Genomic DNA, 16798 nt, shown 5'->3' with positions numbered 1-16798 from the left:
GTACATATATCGGATGGAGTTTGTGAACTCTTTCAGGGCCTATTGCGCGTGATTTCATCCCTTCGCCGGTTTCTTCCCAAACCCTTTCGAAACGATAAGCCTGTCATTCCGGTCGTGCGCCTGCATGGGGCAATCGGTGGCGGTGGGCCGCTGAAGTCCGGATTGTCCCTGGCGACCGCGTCCATCTCCCTGGAAAAAGCCTTCTCGATGAAGAAAGCACCGGCGGTGGCCCTGGTGGTCAATTCGCCGGGTGGCTCACCTGTTCAGTCGAGGCTCATCTTCAAGCGGATCCGGGATCTGGCCAAGGAAAACGAGAAGGACGTTCTGGTTTTCGTTGAGGATGTGGCTGCCAGCGGCGGTTACATGATTGCGCTCGCAGGGGACGAGATCTTTGTCGATCCGTCATCCATCGTCGGCTCGATCGGTGTGGTTGCAGCCGGGTTCGGGTTCACGGAGATGATCAAGAAAATCGGCGTTGACCGGCGCGTTTATACCGCAGGTGAAAAGAAGGTGACGCTCGATCCCTTCCAGCCGGAAGTGCCGGAAGACATCGAATACATCAAGAGCCTGCAGCTCGAGATCCACGAGACCTTCATCGACATGGTGAAATCGCGTCGCGGTGACGTGCTCGCAGATGATCCGGATCTTTTCACGGGCAAGTTCTGGACCGGGCGCACCGGTGTTCAGCTTGGGTTGGTCGACGCGATCGGCGACCTGCGCGAAGTGATCAAGGACCGGTATGGTGACAAGGCCGAGCCGAAATTGATTTCGGCACCGCGTGGCCTTTTTGGCCGCAAGGCCGGACTTGGTGTCGGCCTTGCAAAGGGCCGACTGCTGGACGGGGTCGGCGAGGAGTTGATCTCCTCTGTCGAGGAACGGGCAATGTGGATGCGCTACGGCCTTTAAAAAGGCACAATGCCTGTGTGAAAATCGGGTGAGCAAGGGGAAAAGAAATGACCGAATTGATAGGCGTCGCCGCATTGGCTGTGGGAGGTTACTGGATCGTGCAGCGCGTGAAACGCAAGATGGCCGAGGTTGAGAACCAGATTTCCAGGGCAGCTGCAAAAGCCGATCCCAATGGCCGCGGTGCCAAGCTTGTGCTTGACCCGGTGAGCGGCAAGTACCGTCCGCAAGCCTGACGCAACGGCGGGCAGTTTGCCCGCCCGCCGTCAGGTGCTTTGTTTCAGCGGCTTCAATTTGCCGGTACCGCCCGGAAAAGCCCCCAGCGCGCTGTCCCGGTGCGCGCGGTAATCCCGAGCAGGACCAGCGTCACCACCAGCAGCATCAGTTCCGCCAGCGGACTGGACAGCCAGATGCCGCCCTCTCCGAAATAGACCGGCATAACGAACACCAGCGGCAGGAAGAACGCATAAGGCTTGGCAAGGCTCAACAGCGCTGCCCGGGCAGCGTCCCCCAGCGCCTGAAAGTAGGTCGCAACCATGAACAGCGGCCCCGCGACAAAGTAGAGCGCCATTATCACCGGAAGGATCCGGCCGACTTCCGCCGCCACGCCTGGATCATCGACAAATGCGAAACCGACCTGGTGTGAGAACAGCGTGAGCACGAGTTCGGCAAGGCCGCAGTAGACAAGGGCCACAACCAGGCCAGCCCGCAAGGTGCTGTCCGAGCGATGCCACAGACCTGCCCCGAAATTGTTTCCGATCATGGACTGTAGCGCCTGGGCAAGGCCCAGGAGAGGCAAATAGCAGAAGGTCATGACCCGGGTAACGATCCCGAATGCGGCGACCGTTGCCTCGTAACCGCTGGCACCGGCCGTCTGCAGCGCGGCGATGGTTGCGGCGGACCCCAGGGCGATGCCGATGAAGCTGAGGCTCTGAGGTGCACCAAGCATCAGGATATCGCGCCAGAAAGATGTCAGCGGATATCGCAGGAGCGCGGACGGTGACAATTCCGTTTTCCCGCTCAGTCTCAGACCCAGCATGATTGCAAGCGCCAGAGCCTGTGCCAGCACGGTTCCGGCCGCACTTCCGGCAACACCGTAATCGTAAACCGCGATCAGCAGATAATCGAAGGCGATGTTGGCCAGCGAAACAAGCAGGCTGAAGCCCGCCATTACCACCGCGAGGCCTTCGTTGCGCAGCGCGTCAGCATTTACCGACAGCACGAACATCAGTGGCGTGAAGGCAACCGTGATGGCCATGTAGGTATGGCTCATACCGGCAATCTCCGCCGAACCGTCAGCGGCGGCCCGGGTGAGGCCGTCACCTACACCCAGGAAGAGGGCGATCACGATGCCAGCGATGGCAAGTGCCAGGCCGTGGGCGCCGGCAAAAACCGCTTCGGCATCGGCACGAAGGCCGGCTCCGAGTTTGCGGGCAAGCACGCTGGACATGCCGCTGGCAACAAGTGTCGCCAACGCCGCAAGCAGCATATAGGCAGGAAACATCAGCGTGACGGCGCTGAGCGCATCCGGCCCGACGTAATGGCCGAGGAATATGGCATCGACCACGGTCAGCAATCCGTTCATGCTCATCACCAGGATGATGGGCAAGGCGGTTCTGGCAAGGGTCGGAAGGATTGGCCCATGCGTATAGGCGTTGGGCCGGGATATGTCGGAAGACATTCCGTTCTCCATCTATGGGCATTTCGATCGGGAAGGAGGGGCTCGCATTGCCACCAGCGCGAAATGCGTGGGGAACAGAAAGTCTTGAAGACCAGAATTTCACCGTGACTGTCGTCCGCGAGCGGCAGGCATTCTGAAGCCGGTGCGAGGGATACCTTGGTGCCGGCGCTCCGTCAATCTGAAACAGCCACGCCCGCTTCGCCTTGACCTTGCACCGACATCGTGGCACCTGTCGCCCAAACCGGCGATACGTGCACGCCGGGCACAGCCATATTTGCGGAACATCTTCATGTCGACTGAAACCCTGCCGGCGCACATGCGGCCGGAAAACTCCTTTCAAGGCCTGATCCTGACCCTGCAGCGCTACTGGGCCGACCAGGGCTGTGTTGTGCTTCAGCCTTACGACATGGAAGTCGGCGCCGGTACGTTCCACCCGGCGACCACGCTGCGTTCACTCGGCCCGCGTCCGTGGCGAGCTGCCTATGTGCAGCCGTCGCGCCGCCCGACCGACGGCCGTTACGGTGAGAACCCGAACCGTCTGCAGCACTACTACCAGTTCCAGGTTATCCTGAAGCCGTCACCGGCAAACCTTCAGGAGCTCTATCTGAATTCGCTCTACGCGATCGGCCTTGACCCGAAGCTGCACGATATCCGCTTTGTGGAAGACGACTGGGAAAGCCCGACCCTGGGGGCCTGGGGCCTCGGCTGGGAATGCTGGTGCGATGGCATGGAAGTCTCCCAGTTCACCTATTTCCAGCAGGTGGCAGGCTTTGAATGCTCGCCCGTCTCCGGCGAGCTGACCTACGGCCTTGAGCGCCTGGCGATGTATATTCAGGGCGTCGATAACGTCTATGACCTCAACTACAACGGCATGGAAGGCGATGCCAAGGTCACCTATGGCGATGTTTTCCTGCAGGCCGAGCAGGAATACTCGCGGCACAATTTCGAGCACGCGGACACCGAAATGCTGTTCCGCCATTTCAAGGATGCCGAAGCCGAATGTCGTTCACTGCTGGAAGCCGGTGCGAAAGCACGTGAAGCTGCCGGTGCCAATGTCCATCAGGTGGTGCTGCCAGCCTATGACCAGTGTATCAAGGCCAGCCATGCCTTCAACCTGCTCGACGCGCGCGGCGTCATCTCCGTGACCGAGCGCCAGAGCTATATCCTGCGTGTCCGCGAACTGGCCAAGGCCTGCGGCGCTGCCTTCCTTGAAACGGAAGCCGGCGGTGTCGGCTATCACAACCAGGCTGCGGAATAACGCATTCCGGCTTGAGGCGGATCTTTTTGATCAATCGAATGCGGGGCCAGGTTGGCCCCGTTTTCGTCAGGCAATATCCAGGTTGTTCATTTTACCGCTACCAGCAACCTGTGAAGGCTCACTCGGGTTCCGAGCCCGGCTCGGGCTCCAGTTCACAGGCGAAGCGCATGTCGCCGATGTCCAGGTGGCTTGCCTGTCGATTGCCGGAAAACCGGGTGTTTCCCCGCTCGAAACTTTCTCCCGAAGCGCCCGGAACCGGGTCAAGCAGGACTTGCGTATGTGCCTTTCCGCCAACAGGTCCGGAAAGCGTCGCGGGCCCTGGTTCCTGTGGGGAGAAGATGACGTGAAAGACCAGATCGCCATTCGAACAGCGATATTGGTCAGCAAGCGAAGCATGGGCCTCTTGCGTTGCCAGCACCAACGGCAGCACCGCAAGCGCTGGGATCATTCTGCAAAGTTGCAAGACGCACATTGGTGGCCGACCTTTCGTTCAGGCGTTTCGGGCAAGCTCGCCCAAGCTTATCTGCAATCCTGTGTCGAAGATTACAGAATGACTCAATTCAGGGGTCGGTCGCTTGAAGAAGATGACAAGTCAGCACCTCCCGGTTAGCTTCCAGAACACATTTTCTGGAGGTGATTGTCTTGTCCTGGTTCTTTCTTGCAGCGCTGATTGCGCTATCTGTTTTTGCGATCGTTCTTTACAACGGACTTGTCAAGAAACGGCAGATGGTCGAGGAGGGCTGGAGCGGCATCGATGTCCAGCTCAAGCGGCGGGCAAATCTCATTCCCAACCTTGTCGAGACCGTGAAAGGCTACGCCTCGCACGAAAAGGAAGCGCTCGAGGCCGTAACCAGCATGCGCGCGCAAGTTTCGGCAGTGCCCAAGGATGACGTTGCTGGCCGTGCAAAGGCAGAAGGAGAACTCAGTCATGCTCTCGGCCGCCTGTTTGCAGTTGCAGAAGCCTATCCAGACCTGAAGGCAAGTCAGAACTTTTCCGACCTTCACAATTCGCTGGACGAGATCGAAAACGCCATCCAGATGGCGCGCCGTTATTACAATGGCGCGGTCCGGAACCTGAATGTTGCGGTCGAGAGCTTCCCATCCAATCTGATTGCCAACCAGTTCAAGTTCGAAAAGGCCGAGTACTTCGAAATCGAAGACGAGGCTGACCGCGCGGTTCCCAAGGTCCAGTTCTGAGGTGCGCGCAATGCTGAACCGGATCACCGCGGGCATCCTGGCCGCCTTCGTCCTGCTGACTGCCGGACTTTGCGCGCAAGCTGACGAACGCATCTTGAAGTTCGTTTCCGACATTGACGTTGCGAGCAATGGCACGCTGACGGTCACGGAGACGATTACCGTTCGTGCGGAAGGCGATCAGATCAAGCGGGGCATTTTCCGCGATATTCCGCTTGCGGTGGAGGGGGCAAACGGGCGCATCTACAAGGCCGGCTTCAAGCTGCTCTCGGTGCTGCAGGACGGCACCCCGGCCTCCTACCACACCAACGAGAACAGTCGGGGTGTGCGGATCTATGTGGGGGATGAATACACCTTCCTGTCTCCGGGCAATTACACCTACAGCTTCACCTATGAAACCAATCGGCAAATCCGTTTCTTTGAAGACCATGACGAGGTCTATTGGAACGTGACAGGCAATGAATGGATCTTCCCCGTTGATGAGGCCATTGCGCGGGTCGTTTTGCCGGAAGGGGTGAAAGCCAGCGCATGGACGGCCTATACGGGCGGCTATGGCGAAACTGGAAACGCCTTTGAGGCACAGAGCGCCCAGGGTGGTTCTGAGATTATCTTCCGGACAACCGAGGTTCTGGGGTCCTACGAAGGCTTGTCGATCAACGTCAGCCTTCCGAAGGGCGCAATTGCAGCGCCTACGGAAGCCGAACAGCTGGAGTATTTCGTCGAGGACTACAGATCGGAGCTGATCGGCGGAGCAGGTATCTTGCTGGTGCTGCTCTATTATTTCGCAGCCTGGTGGATGGTTGGCCGGGACCCTGCCCAAGGTGTGATCTTTCCAAGGTTTACCCCGCCTGCGGGCATTTCTCCGGCACTTGCCAAGTATATCGTCAACCGGGGGTTCGGCGATGGCGGATGGGTGGCGTTATCGGCGGCCTGTCTCAGCCTGGCGGTCAAGAAGCGCTTGCGTCTTCGGGAAACGAATGGCGATACCTCCCTTGAGCTGATCGGCAAGGGACGGAAAGGAAAACACACGGAAGTGGAGCTGCCGCAAGGCGAGGCGGCGCTTGAGGCCTGGCTGAGCGGGCGCGGCAAGGCGTTGACGCTCAACAAGGACAACGGCACCTCTATCCAGACTTTGGGTCAAAAATTCCGTGCGGCAATCGAGCGGGAAAGCAGGGACGTCTTTTTCAAGGCAAACAAGGGCTATCTCATACCCGGTTTCATTCTGAGCCTCGTCACCATTGTTGCGCTTCTGGTCGTCGGTGGACTGCAACCCGGTCAGGAAGGGTTCGTCATCGTCTTTTTGGTCTTCTCTGTATTCGCAAGCCTAATGGCGGTCAGTATCGGCAAGGCCATTTTTCGCCTCTCCAGCATGAAATTGCGCATGGGGCTGATCTTCGTCGTTTTCGGCATTGCCGTTTCCGGCGCGGTCTTCGGTGCTTACCATGTGAATGGAGGGGTCGAATCCCTTCCCGTACTTCCGTTCATCGCGGTGGCACTGGTTGCCCTCAACATCCTCTTCTTCTTCCTGCTCGGCGCACCGACGGCGCTTGGCCGTCAGGCACTCGATGAAATCGAAGGCCTGCAGATGTATCTGAGCGTTGCGGAAAAGGAACGGCTCAACATGGAAAAAGTCCCGGACATGACCACTGAGCATTTCGAGGAGCTTCTGCCTTATGCCGTTGCACTGGGGGTTGAAAAGCCCTGGACAAAGGCCTTCGAAGCCTGGTTGACGACAGCGGCAGGGGCCGCCGCGGCGGCCAGCTACTATCCGGGTTGGTATTCCGGCAACCGTTTCGACGCCCGGCACGTGTCCGACAGCCTCGGCCGGACGGCAAGTGCTATGGCAGGCTCCTTCCAGTCGTCGCTTCCAGCTCCGAAATCGTCCAGCTCCGGATCGTCGGGTTCCTCCGGCGGCTTTTCCGGCGGCGGTGGTGGCGGTGGCGGTGGCGGCGGCTGGTAACGAGCTGAGGATCGTCAGCTCCGCCTTGCGCAAGCTGCTTCGAACGGCATAGTGGAAGCATCAAGCAGGAGCGGGGGTGCGGATGGCCGGCGAAACGATCACGCTAACGGAATTTGTCAGTTTCAATCTGGCAATCCTCGTCTACTTCCTGGGCGTGCGGCTGAACAAGAAGATTCTGGTTCTGGACAGGTTCAACATTCCGGAACCGGTCTCAGGCGGGCTGCTGGTCGCGTTCCTGTCCCTTGTGGTTTATCTGGGCCTTGGAACGGAAATCGGGTTCTCCCTGCAATCGCGTGATTACCTGCTGTATTGCTTCTTTACGGCAATCGGCTTGAACGCCCGGTTTGCAGACCTGGCCAAGGGCGGCAAGCCGCTCCTGATCCTGCTGATGCTCACCGTCTGTTACATGCTGCTGCAGAATGCGGTCGGCTCGGGCATTGCGGCGGCGCTGGGTCTGCCCACAGGGTTCGGCCTTCTTGGAGGCACCATTTCGCTGGTTGGCGGCCACGGCACGGCAATTGCGTGGGGGCCGAAGCTGGCCACCGACTATGGCGTTCCAGGGGCGGTCGAGATCGGTGCTGCGACGGCGACGCTCGGCTTGATCGCCGCCAGCCTTCTTGGCGGTCCGGTGGGCAAGTTCCTGATCGAAAAACGGGGAGGCAAACCGGATCCGAACCGCCCGGAAGAAGCCCCCATGATCGGCCTTGAGATGGAACGAGAGGCAGACACGAGCGTGACCCACACCGGGCTGATGCGCTCGCTGCTGGTTCTCAACATCGCCATTGGCCTCGGCGTCGCGCTTCAGGAAGCCTTAAGCGCGGGAATAGGCCTCGATCTGCCGGTGTTCGTCTGCTGTCTCTTCTGTGGCATCGTGCTGTCAAACACCGTGCCGCTGGTCTTTCCGAAAATGACCTGGCCGGCCCGGTCCAAGTCCCTGGCGGTCTTGTCGGACCTTGCACTTGGCATTTTTCTGACGATGTCACTCATGAGCCTGCAGCTGTGGACCATTGCGGGACTGGCGGGGCCGATGCTGCTCATTCTTTTCACGCAGGTCGTCGTTGCGGCCGCCTTCATCATCCTGGCGCTTTATCCGTTGATGGGCCGGAACTACAACGCGGCGGTGCTGGGGGCGGGCTTTGCAGGGTTTGCACTGGGCGCGACACCGACGGCCATTGCCAACATGACCGCAATCACCAAACACTTCGGCCCGGCAACCCAGGCATTCCTGATCCTGCCACTCGTGTCCGCATTCTTTGTAGATCTGGCCAATGCGGTCATCATCCTTCTGTTTCTCGGAGGATGAGGGGCGCGGTCAGGCGGCGTCTGTCTTCTCGCTGAAGGGAAACCGTCCGTCGACCTGGGATTCCAGCAGACTGCAGGCTTCGTCTGAAGTAACGGCCGCTGCATAAAGGAAGCCCTGACCGTAGTGACAGCCGTTGGAATTCAACGCGTCATGGACCGCGCTTTCCTCGATCCCTTCCGCGACAGCGTCGATGTCTAGCCCCTTGGACAGGACCAGTATGGCCTCGACGATGGCGGCACACTGCTTGTCTTCCAGCATGCGTTCGGTGAAGGACTTGTCGATCTTGACCTTCTTGATCGGGAAATCGCGCAGATAGCTCAGGCTGGAATGGCCTGCGCCGAAATCGTCGAGCGCAATGGAAATGCCGGCTTCCGTCAGCTCGGTCAGGATGCGTTTGGCCGATTCCGGGTTCTTCACCAGCGACGTTTCGGTGATCTCCAGCACCAGCCGTCTGGGCGGAAATTCGAATTTCTTCAAGATGGCATTGATCTGGGTCGGCAAGGCCGGATCCTGCAACTGCACCGGCGACAGATTAAAGGACAGGTAGAGATCGTCCGGCCAGGTGGTAGCGACCTTGCAGGCGTCCTCCAGCAGATGCTGGGTCAGCTCGGAGATGATGCCGCAGTCTTCGGCAATCGGGATGAACTGCAGCGGCGGTACCTTGCCGAAATCGGCATCGGTCCAGCGTGCAAGGGCTTCGAAGCCTGCGATGCGGCCGGAATCCATGTCCAGGATCGGCTGGTAATAGGCCTTCACCTCATGTTCCGAAATTGCGCGGCGCAGACGCTGTTCCAGTAGCGTGCGATGCAGGATCGAGGCATCCATGTCGACCTCGAAGAACCGGTAGGTCGAGCGCCCAGAGGATTTGGCCCGGTAAAGGGCAATATCGGCCCGGCGCAATAGCTCCGTGACCGCGTGGCCGTCGTGAGGGTAGAGGGCGATGCCGATACCGGTGCCGATGGAAATCTGGCGGTCGCCGAACTCGAAACGATCGTTGATCCGCGTCAACAGTCGCCTGGCGAAGCCGGCTGCCTCGGATTTGTCCTTGAACACAGGGGAGACGATGGCAAATTCGTCCCCTCCGAGACGGGCGACAATGCCTTCCTTGCCGAGAGTTTCGGCCAGTCGGTCGGCAAAGCTTCGCAGCAGATTGTCGCCAAAGGCATGACCATAGACGTCGTTGATCGGCTTGAACCCGTCAAGGTCGAGCATCATTACGGCACGAAAGCAGTCAGGCTTCACCTCACGGGTCAGATCGGCAAAGGCCTCCAGCAGCCGGCGGCGATTTGGCAGCCCGGTCAGCGGGTCGTGCTGGGCAAGGGCCAGGGCTTCGGAATGAGCCGACGATCTTGCCTTCAGCTCCTTGCGCAAACGGCGCGTTGCCCACGTGCCATATCCCAGACTGAAGATGGCGATGCCCAGAAGGAGGCTGGTGACCACGTCGAACGTCATTTGCGAATTATGAATTTGGTAGGTCGGGAAAAGTACTGGAAGGACCTTAACCCCAGTAAAAATGACAAGAACTATCGCAAGTAACGCAACTATAGATCGTGTCATATATCTGTTGTCTGCAACTTCCCGGTTCGCCACAAGGTCGGTCCCAATACATACAACTGCTAACAAGTCGCGCAGTTTCACATGCAATCCTTGAAGAAGAGTGAAACAAAGCAGACGGACTGGCGTCAAAATGGGCAGGTCGCCCGTTGTCCGGTTCCGCGAAAGGGGGTGACAAGTCTCCGTTGTCTTGGTAACGGACGGCGCAAACCGTTTCCGGTGTTATTCCACCAGACCAAAGGTCCAGATATCCATGCCCGATCTTCTGCTTGAACTTTTCAGCGAAGAGATTCCGGCCCGCATGCAGCGCAAGGCGGCCGAAGACCTGAAATCTCTCGTGACCAATGCCCTGGTGGATGCCGGTTTGCCGTATGAGGGTGCTAAGGCCTTCGCGACACCGCGGCGTCTGGCCCTGCATGTTGCCGGTGTTCCCGCTGGCTCTGCCGCCACGCGTGAAGAACGCAAGGGACCGCGCGTCGGGTCTCCCGAAAAGGCACTGGAAGGCTTCCTGAGAGGCGCCGGGCTGACGTCGATCGATCAGGCGACCATTCAGACGGACCCGAAAAAGGGCGATTTCTACGTTGCGGTGATCGAAAAGCCGGGCCGTTCGGCGATCGACGTCATTGCCGAGTTCATGCCGGGCATCCTGCGCAACTTCCCCTGGCCGAAAGCCATGCGCTGGGGCACTGGATCCACACGCTGGGTGCGGCCGCTGCACTCAATCGTCGCGACCTTCGGTCCTGAAACGGAAGAACCGGACGTGGTTCCGTTCGAATTCGATGGCATAAAGGCGGGCAAGACCACACGCGGCCACCGCTTCCTGGCGGATGAGGCCTTCGACGTGCGCCGTTTCGACGACTATGCGCCTTCGCTTGAGAAGCACAAGGTCGTGCTGGATGCCGACCGCCGCAAGGACATCATCCAGAATGACGCCAAGGATTGTGCGCTGGCGCTAGGCCTCGATCTGGTGGAGGATCCGGGTCTTCTGGAAGAGGTTGCCGGGCTGGTTGAATGGCCTGTGGTGCTGACGGGCAGCTTCGACGAGGATTTCCTGACGATCCCGGACGAGTGCATTCAGCTGACCATCAAGGTCAACCAGAAGTGCTTCGTGCTGAAGAACCCGGCCACCGGGCGCCTTGCCAACAAGTTCGTGCTGATTTCCAACATCATTGCCGACGATGGCGGCAAGCTGATCGTGGCCGGAAACGAGAAGGTTATCCGCGCACGCCTGTCCGATGCCCGCTTCTTCTGGGAAACCGACCTGAAGTCGAAGCTTTCGGACAACCTGCCCAAGCTGGATGAAGTCAAGTTTCACGAAAAGCTCGGCAGCGTTGGCGAGCGGGTGAAGCGTTTGATCGCGCTTTCGGCCGAACTGGCTACGGTTGCCGGGGCGGATGAAACCAAGGCCAGACGCGCGGCGGAACTCGCCAAGGCGGACCTTGTCTCCAACATGGTGTTCGAATTCCCGGAATTGCAGGGCCTCATGGGCCGCTACTATGCAACAGCCCAGGGCGAGGATGCGTCGGTGGCAACGGCTATCGAAGAGCATTACAAGCCGCAGGGACCAAGTGACAGCGTGCCGACCGACCCGGTCGCCGTTGCCGTGGCCCTTGCCGAAAAGCTGGACCTTCTCGCAGGTTTCTGGGCCATCGATGAAAAGCCGACCGGCTCCAAGGACCCTTACGCGCTTCGCCGCGCGGCTCTGGGCGTGATCCGGATCATTCTGGAAAACAACCTCAGGATCAGGCTGGGCGATGCCATTCGTTCCGCTCTGGATCTTCAAGGTGTTGAAGCGAGCGATCCCGCAGCTCTTGTTGCCGATCTGCTGTCCTTCTTCGGCGATCGCCTGAAAGTCCACTTGAAGGATGAAGGCGCGCGCCACGATCTGATCGACGCGGTCTTTGCATTGGTAGGCCAGGACGATCTCCTGATGGTGGTTCGCCGCGTCGAGGCGCTTGGCAAGTTCGTGTCGTCCGACGACGGCACCAACCTGCTGGCTGGTTACAAGCGTGCGGTGAATATTCTGAAGGCCGAGGAAAAGAAGGACGGTAGCCCTGTTTCCGGCAAGCCGCATGCGGATCACTTCCAGGAGCAGGCCGAAATCGATCTGGCCGCTGCCATCGATGTGGCCCGGGCTGAAGCGGCCGACGCCGTGGCAAGCGAGAACTTCGAAGGGGCAATGGAAGCGCTGTCGAAATTGCGTGCTCCGGTCGATCGTTTCTTCGACGATATCCTGGTCAATGCCGAGGACGCCACGCTGCGCATGAACCGCCTGCAGCTCCTTGCTGAAATCCGCGATGCGACCCACGTGGTGGCGGACTTCTCGAAAGTGGCTGGGTAAACGGAATTAGCCGGTTAAGCGAAACGGAACTGACAAACAAAAAGGCGGGCCTTGAGCCCGCCTTTTTCGTTCTGTGTCTCAACGTTTAAGTTTGAAGGTCCGGCGTCTCTTACTCGGCAGGTGCAGCAGCGAGCCGGTCAACGGGTTTTTCCTGGATCGGCCAATGCACGATGGCGGCGAAGATGCCGAGGGCGATGCCCAGCCACCAGATGGCGTCATAGGAGCCTGTTTCGTCGTAGATCTTGCCGCCGAGCCACACACCCAGGAACGAGCCGACCTGGTGCGACAGGAAGACGAAGCCGAACAGAGTTGCCATGTAGCGCGGCCCGAACATGACGGCAACGAGGCCGGATGTCGGCGGCACGGTCGACAGCCACAGGAGGCCCATCACACCGGAGAACACGAGCACCGAGGCAGGCGTGACCGGCAGCATGATGAAGGCGAAAATCGCGACGGCGCGGCCAAGGTAGATCAGCGACAGGAAGATCGGCTTGGAATAGCGGCCGGAAATATATCCTGACAACAGCGAACCCGCGATGTTGCAAAGACCGATGAGGGCGATGGCCGTGGCACCCCAGGCGGGGTCAAGGCCAAGGTCGGCGATATAGGGCGGCAGGTGCACCGTGATGAAGGCGACGTGAAAGCCGCAGACGAAAAAGCCGAAGGTGAGCAGGATAAATCCGCGTGTTCCAAAGGCTTCGGAAATGGCGGAGGTCAGCTTCTGGTCATTCGCCGGATTGCTGTCTTTCGGCATCTCAGACTTGCCCTTGAGCGCGATCGCCAGAAGCGGAACAATTGCCACAAGGCCGGCGAAGACGATGAGGGTCTGCTGCCAGCCGATGCTGGCAATCAGCGTGCCGCCAAGTGGGGCAAACAGGAACTGGCCGAGAGATCCGGAGGCTGTGCCGATACCGAAGGCCAGCGTTCTCTGTGATGGCGAGACGGCGCGGCCGAAAGCCGCCAGAACCAGCGAGAAGGACGAACACGCAATGCCGAGCCCGATGAGCACACCTGCTGAAATGTGCAGGGCGACGGTGCTTTCCGCGTCGATCATCAGCAAAAGGCCGGCACAGTAGAGGACTGCGCCAAGTGTCATGGTCTTCCAGGTTCCGAACCGGTCGGCCATCATGCCGGCGATCGGCTGTCCGATGCCCCACATAAGGTTCTGGATCGCCAGTGCCAGTGCGAAGATCTCGCGGCTCCAGTCCCTGGCCTCGGTCATGGGCTGAAAGAACAGGCCCATGGCAGAACGCGGCCCGAACGAAATGAGGGCGATCAAACAGCCGCAGGAAATCACCAGCGGTATATTCGGGCCGACCCGGCCGGTGGAAGAAGCTGTTGTCATGGATGAGTCTCTGATCGTGAAATTACGATAGGTATAGTCTGAAGCAGTCCAATCGCAAAACGCGTAATTTTGATGGATTGATCAACGTTGCAAATGGAACAGCAAAACTTGGATCACGCCAGTGCGTCGCGCGTTCGCGGTGTAAACGCAGCAACAGATGCTGTGAGAGCCCGGTTGGTTTTGCCGTTTGCATCTCGTGTGTGAAGGCGATAATTGTTAGCCGGCTTTCCGGAAATGGAAAAGTTGCGCCTTAAGCTCAGGAAAACAAAGGCAAATCGGATTTCCCGCGAGAATTTTTCGGATTTTTGTAGATTTTCGATTTGCTGATGACTATATAAACTCCTAAAGAGCAAAAGTATGGGCATCACCGCCCGTTTTCTTTTGCCTCTGATATGCTCAAGTTGAGTATAATTAAATAGCGGCACAAAATACCCCTCGCGCCGCGCAAAAAAGGGAGGTCGCCATGACCATTGCCCAGACCAAAGCACCGGTTGGAGCACCGATTGCCGCCGGACTGACGGCACTGGAGCGTTTCGGCAAGCTGGAGCGCCCGGACCTGCGTTATACGCCGGAGGTCGCAGAGGCGACTGCGCCGATCTACGAGAAGGTCAAGCACATCATCCCGGCCATCGAATGGCCTGCTCTGGCGCCGACCATCCACGCGATCAACAAGCTGAAGAAGCAGCGCAACGCGGTTATCCTGGCGCACAACTACATGACGCCGGATATCTACCATGGTGTTGCCGATATTGTTGGCGACAGCCTGCAGCTGGCCATCGAGGCGACCCGCACCGATGCGGAAGTCATCGTCCAGTGCGGCGTGCACTTCATGGCCGAGACCTCGAAAATCCTGAGCCCGGAAAAGACCGTGCTGATCCCGGACATGCGTGCAGGCTGCTCGCTGGCTGAATCCATTACCGGTGCCGATGTGCGGGCTCTGCGCGAACGGAACCCCGGCATCCCGATCATCACCTACGTGAACACGTCTGCCGATGTGAAGGCGGAATGCGACATCTGCTGCACGTCTTCCAACGCGCTGCAGGTCGTGGAAAGCTTCGGCGTCGACAAGGTGTTCCTGATCCCGGACAAGTATCTGGCCGCAAACGTCGGCAACAAGACCGACGTCGAGGTTCTGGTCTGGGACGGTGCCTGCGAAGTGCATGAGCGCTTCACCGCGGAAGAGCTGCGCGACTATCGCAAGATCGAACCGAATGTGAAGATCATTGCCCATCCGGAGTGCCCGCCCGAAGTGGTCGCGGAAGCCGACTTCGCCGGTTCCACCGCGCACATGATCGACTGGGTCAAGACAAAGCGTCCGGAAAAGGTGATGATGATCACCGAGTGCTCCATGGCGGACAATGTTGCCAGCGAAACGCCGGGTGTCGACTACATCCGCCCTTGCAACCTTTGCCCGCACATGAAGCGGATCACGCTGAACAAGATCCTCGACACTCTCCTGGAGATGAAAGAGGAAGTGGTCGTCGACCCGGCGGTGGCCGACAGGGCCCGCACCGCGGTCGAGCGGATGATCAACTTGAAAATCTGACCGGCTTCGGTCTAAACCGCATCTATGCGATTGCTTCCGGGCCTGCCGGCCCGGGAGTTTCTTTGGGGCTCTGGCCCCGTCTGTTCCAGGAAGTTTCCCATGGCCGTGTCGGTTGAGGATTTTGCACCTGCCTATATAGGCAAGGATGTGGATGATGTCGTCATTCTGGGGGGAGGTCTGGCAGGCCTTTTCTGCGCGCTGAAGCTCAGCCCGCGTCCGGTCACCGTCATCACCAACGCACCGATCGGGCAGGGAGCGTCCTCTGCCTGGGCGCAGGGCGGTATTGCCGCTGCGATCTCCGAGCAGGACTCGGTGGAAAAACACCGCGACGATACGCTGGCCGCCGGCTGCGGCATCTGCGAGGAAAAGATCGTCGAAGAGATGACCCGCGAAGGCAGTGCCCGGGTTCATGACCTCTTGTCCTATGGCGTTCCGTTCGATCAGGATCTTGAAGGCCGACTGAAGTTTTCACGCGAAGCCGCTCATTCCCAGAGCCGGGTCGTACGTGTGCGCGGCGACATGGCAGGCCGCGCGATCATGGATGCCCTGATCGCCGCTGTTCGCAAGACGCCGTCGATCCGCATTCTGGAAGGCTACATCGGCGAAAGCTTCATTGGCGAGGGACGGTATGTAACCGGGGTCCTGGCGCGCCGGCGCGGCGGCCTGGAACGGCTGATTTTCCCGGCAAAGGCCGTGGTGCTTGCTTCCGGCGGCATCGGTCACCTCTACGAACTGACGACCAACCCGCACGAAGCCAACGGTCATGGCCTTGCCATGGCGGCCCGCGCCGGTGCGGTGATTGCCGATGCCGAATTCGTGCAGTTTCACCCGACCGCGCTTGATCTCGGCAAGGATCCGGCACCGCTGGCAACCGAAGCCCTGCGCGGCGAGGGAGCTACCCTCGTCAACAAGGCCGGCGAACGCTTCATGGAAGGTGTTCACCCGGAATTGGAACTGGCGCCGCGCGACATCGTTGCCCGGGCCATTCACCGGGAAGTGTCCGAAGGCCGAGGGGCCTTCCTCGACTGCCGGACAGCGATCGGCGAAAGGTTCAAGGACGATTTTCCGACCGTCTTCGCGGCAGCCTCCGCAGCAGGCATCGATCCGGCAAAGGATCTGCTGCCCGTGGCGCCCGCGGAGCATTACCACATGGGCGGGGTCCTGACCGATGCCAACGGCCGGACGTCGCTTGACGGTCTGTGGGCCGCGGGTGAGGTGGCTTCAACCGGTGCCCACGGCGCCAACCGCCTGGCATCCAATTCGCTGCTGGAGGCCGTCGTTTTTGCCGCGCGCATCGCGGAAGATATCCAGGGCCTGATGCCGACCCCGCGCAGTGCCTACTGGAACGAGATGGACGATGCTCCGGGCTTGCCGAGCCAGCGCAACGTCGAGGAGCGGGAAGCGATCACCGTTCTGCGCAAGACACTGGCGCGCAATGTCGGCGTGCTGCGCGACGCGGCCGGCCTCAAGACGGCCCTGGCCGATATTGCGCAGGTTGAACAGAATTGCGTGCGCCAGTCGATCCTCAACATGATGGTCGCCGGGCGTATCATCACCGCGGCGGCACTGAAGCGCGAGGAAAGCCGTGGTGGGCATTTCCGCAAGGATTTCCCGCAGGAAAACCCTGACATGGCAAGCCGCTCCTACACCACCTTGAAGGAAGTCGAAGCCATCACCGCCGAGGCCCTGGAAACTGCCTGACCGGAGAGGCGC

The 16798-nt window shown here is 59.6% G+C and carries 13 protein-coding genes; 9 read left to right on the top strand and 4 right to left on the bottom strand.

All coding sequences use genetic code 11. The features are described from left to right. Window positions 1–48 precede the first annotated feature (48 nt). Window positions 49–906, top strand: coding sequence for a S49 family peptidase (locus ACP90_RS22600; protein ID WP_062490199.1), 858 nt, complete (start codon window positions 49–51; stop codon window positions 904–906). Window positions 907–953: 47 nt separating this feature from the next. Further along, window positions 954–1139 (top strand): hypothetical protein, encoded by a 186-nt coding sequence (locus ACP90_RS22595; RefSeq protein ID WP_023001949.1) that lies wholly within the window; start codon window positions 954–956, stop codon window positions 1137–1139. 53 nt (window positions 1140–1192) lie between these two features. Here the strand turns inward: ACP90_RS22595 and ACP90_RS22590 are convergent, their stop codons facing one another. Then, on the bottom strand, window positions 1193–2584 hold the full coding sequence (locus ACP90_RS22590; protein ID WP_062491884.1) for an MATE family efflux transporter: 1392 nt from the start codon (window positions 2582–2584) through the stop codon (window positions 1193–1195). A 289-nt stretch (window positions 2585–2873) separates the two neighbouring features. On the opposite strand from ACP90_RS22590, the gene ACP90_RS22585 reads away from it, so the two are divergent. Next, window positions 2874–3842 (top strand): glycine--tRNA ligase subunit alpha, encoded by a 969-nt coding sequence (locus tag ACP90_RS22585; protein WP_055657898.1) that lies wholly within the window; start codon window positions 2874–2876, stop codon window positions 3840–3842. 118 nt (window positions 3843–3960) lie between these two features. On the opposite strand, the gene ACP90_RS22580 is transcribed toward ACP90_RS22585, so the two are convergent. Beyond that, window positions 3961–4290: a hypothetical protein gene (locus ACP90_RS22580; protein WP_023001946.1), complete on the bottom strand. Its 330-nt coding sequence runs from the start codon at window positions 4288–4290 to the stop codon at window positions 3961–3963. 188 nt (window positions 4291–4478) lie between these two features. On the opposite strand from ACP90_RS22580, the gene ACP90_RS22575 reads away from it, so the two are divergent. The 3 genes from ACP90_RS22575 to gltS all read left to right on the top strand — a co-directional run bounded on the left by ACP90_RS22575 (window position 4479) and on the right by gltS (window position 8299). Beyond that, the gene (locus tag ACP90_RS22575) at window positions 4479–5039 is read left to right on the top strand and encodes a LemA family protein (protein WP_082444678.1); all 561 of its coding nucleotides are present in this window, start codon (window positions 4479–4481) and stop codon (window positions 5037–5039) included. Between the two features lie 10 nt (window positions 5040–5049). Further along, window positions 5050–6996: a DUF2207 domain-containing protein gene (locus ACP90_RS22570; protein ID WP_062490197.1), complete on the top strand. Its 1947-nt coding sequence runs from the start codon at window positions 5050–5052 to the stop codon at window positions 6994–6996. Between the two features lie 82 nt (window positions 6997–7078). Next, a complete protein-coding gene (gene gltS / locus ACP90_RS22565; protein ID WP_062490195.1) occupies window positions 7079–8299 on the top strand; it encodes a sodium/glutamate symporter in 1221 nt (406 codons plus the stop codon). Window positions 8300–8308: 9 nt separating this feature from the next. Here the strand turns inward: gltS and ACP90_RS22560 are convergent, their stop codons facing one another. Beyond that, the gene (locus ACP90_RS22560) at window positions 8309–9751 is read right to left on the bottom strand and encodes an EAL domain-containing protein (protein ID WP_208993386.1); all 1443 of its coding nucleotides are present in this window, start codon (window positions 9749–9751) and stop codon (window positions 8309–8311) included. A gap of 355 nt (window positions 9752–10106) precedes the next feature. Between ACP90_RS22560 and glyS the strand changes: the two genes are divergently transcribed. Next, on the top strand, window positions 10107–12194 hold the full coding sequence (gene glyS, locus ACP90_RS22555; RefSeq protein WP_062490193.1) for a glycine--tRNA ligase subunit beta: 2088 nt from the start codon (window positions 10107–10109) through the stop codon (window positions 12192–12194). 109 nt (window positions 12195–12303) lie between these two features. On the opposite strand, the gene ACP90_RS22550 is transcribed toward glyS, so the two are convergent. Further along, window positions 12304–13539 (bottom strand): MFS transporter, encoded by a 1236-nt coding sequence (locus tag ACP90_RS22550; RefSeq protein ID WP_062490191.1) that lies wholly within the window; start codon window positions 13537–13539, stop codon window positions 12304–12306. A gap of 463 nt (window positions 13540–14002) precedes the next feature. Here ACP90_RS22550 and nadA point away from each other — a divergent pair, with 463 nt between their 5' ends. After that, window positions 14003–15085 (top strand): quinolinate synthase NadA, encoded by a 1083-nt coding sequence (gene nadA / locus ACP90_RS22545; RefSeq protein WP_055657911.1) that lies wholly within the window; start codon window positions 14003–14005, stop codon window positions 15083–15085. A 99-nt stretch (window positions 15086–15184) separates the two neighbouring features. Then, window positions 15185–16786 carry an L-aspartate oxidase gene (locus tag ACP90_RS22540; protein WP_023001938.1) on the top strand — a complete coding sequence of 534 codons (1602 nt, stop codon included), beginning with the start codon at window positions 15185–15187 and terminating at the stop codon, window positions 16784–16786. Window positions 16787–16798 lie beyond the last annotated feature (12 nt).

Origin of the sequence: Labrenzia sp. CP4, from assembly GCF_001579905.1 — a bacterium.
GTDB lineage: Bacteria > Pseudomonadota > Alphaproteobacteria > Rhizobiales > Stappiaceae > Roseibium > Roseibium algicola.
This window is presented reverse-complemented; position numbering and strand designations above follow the sequence as displayed.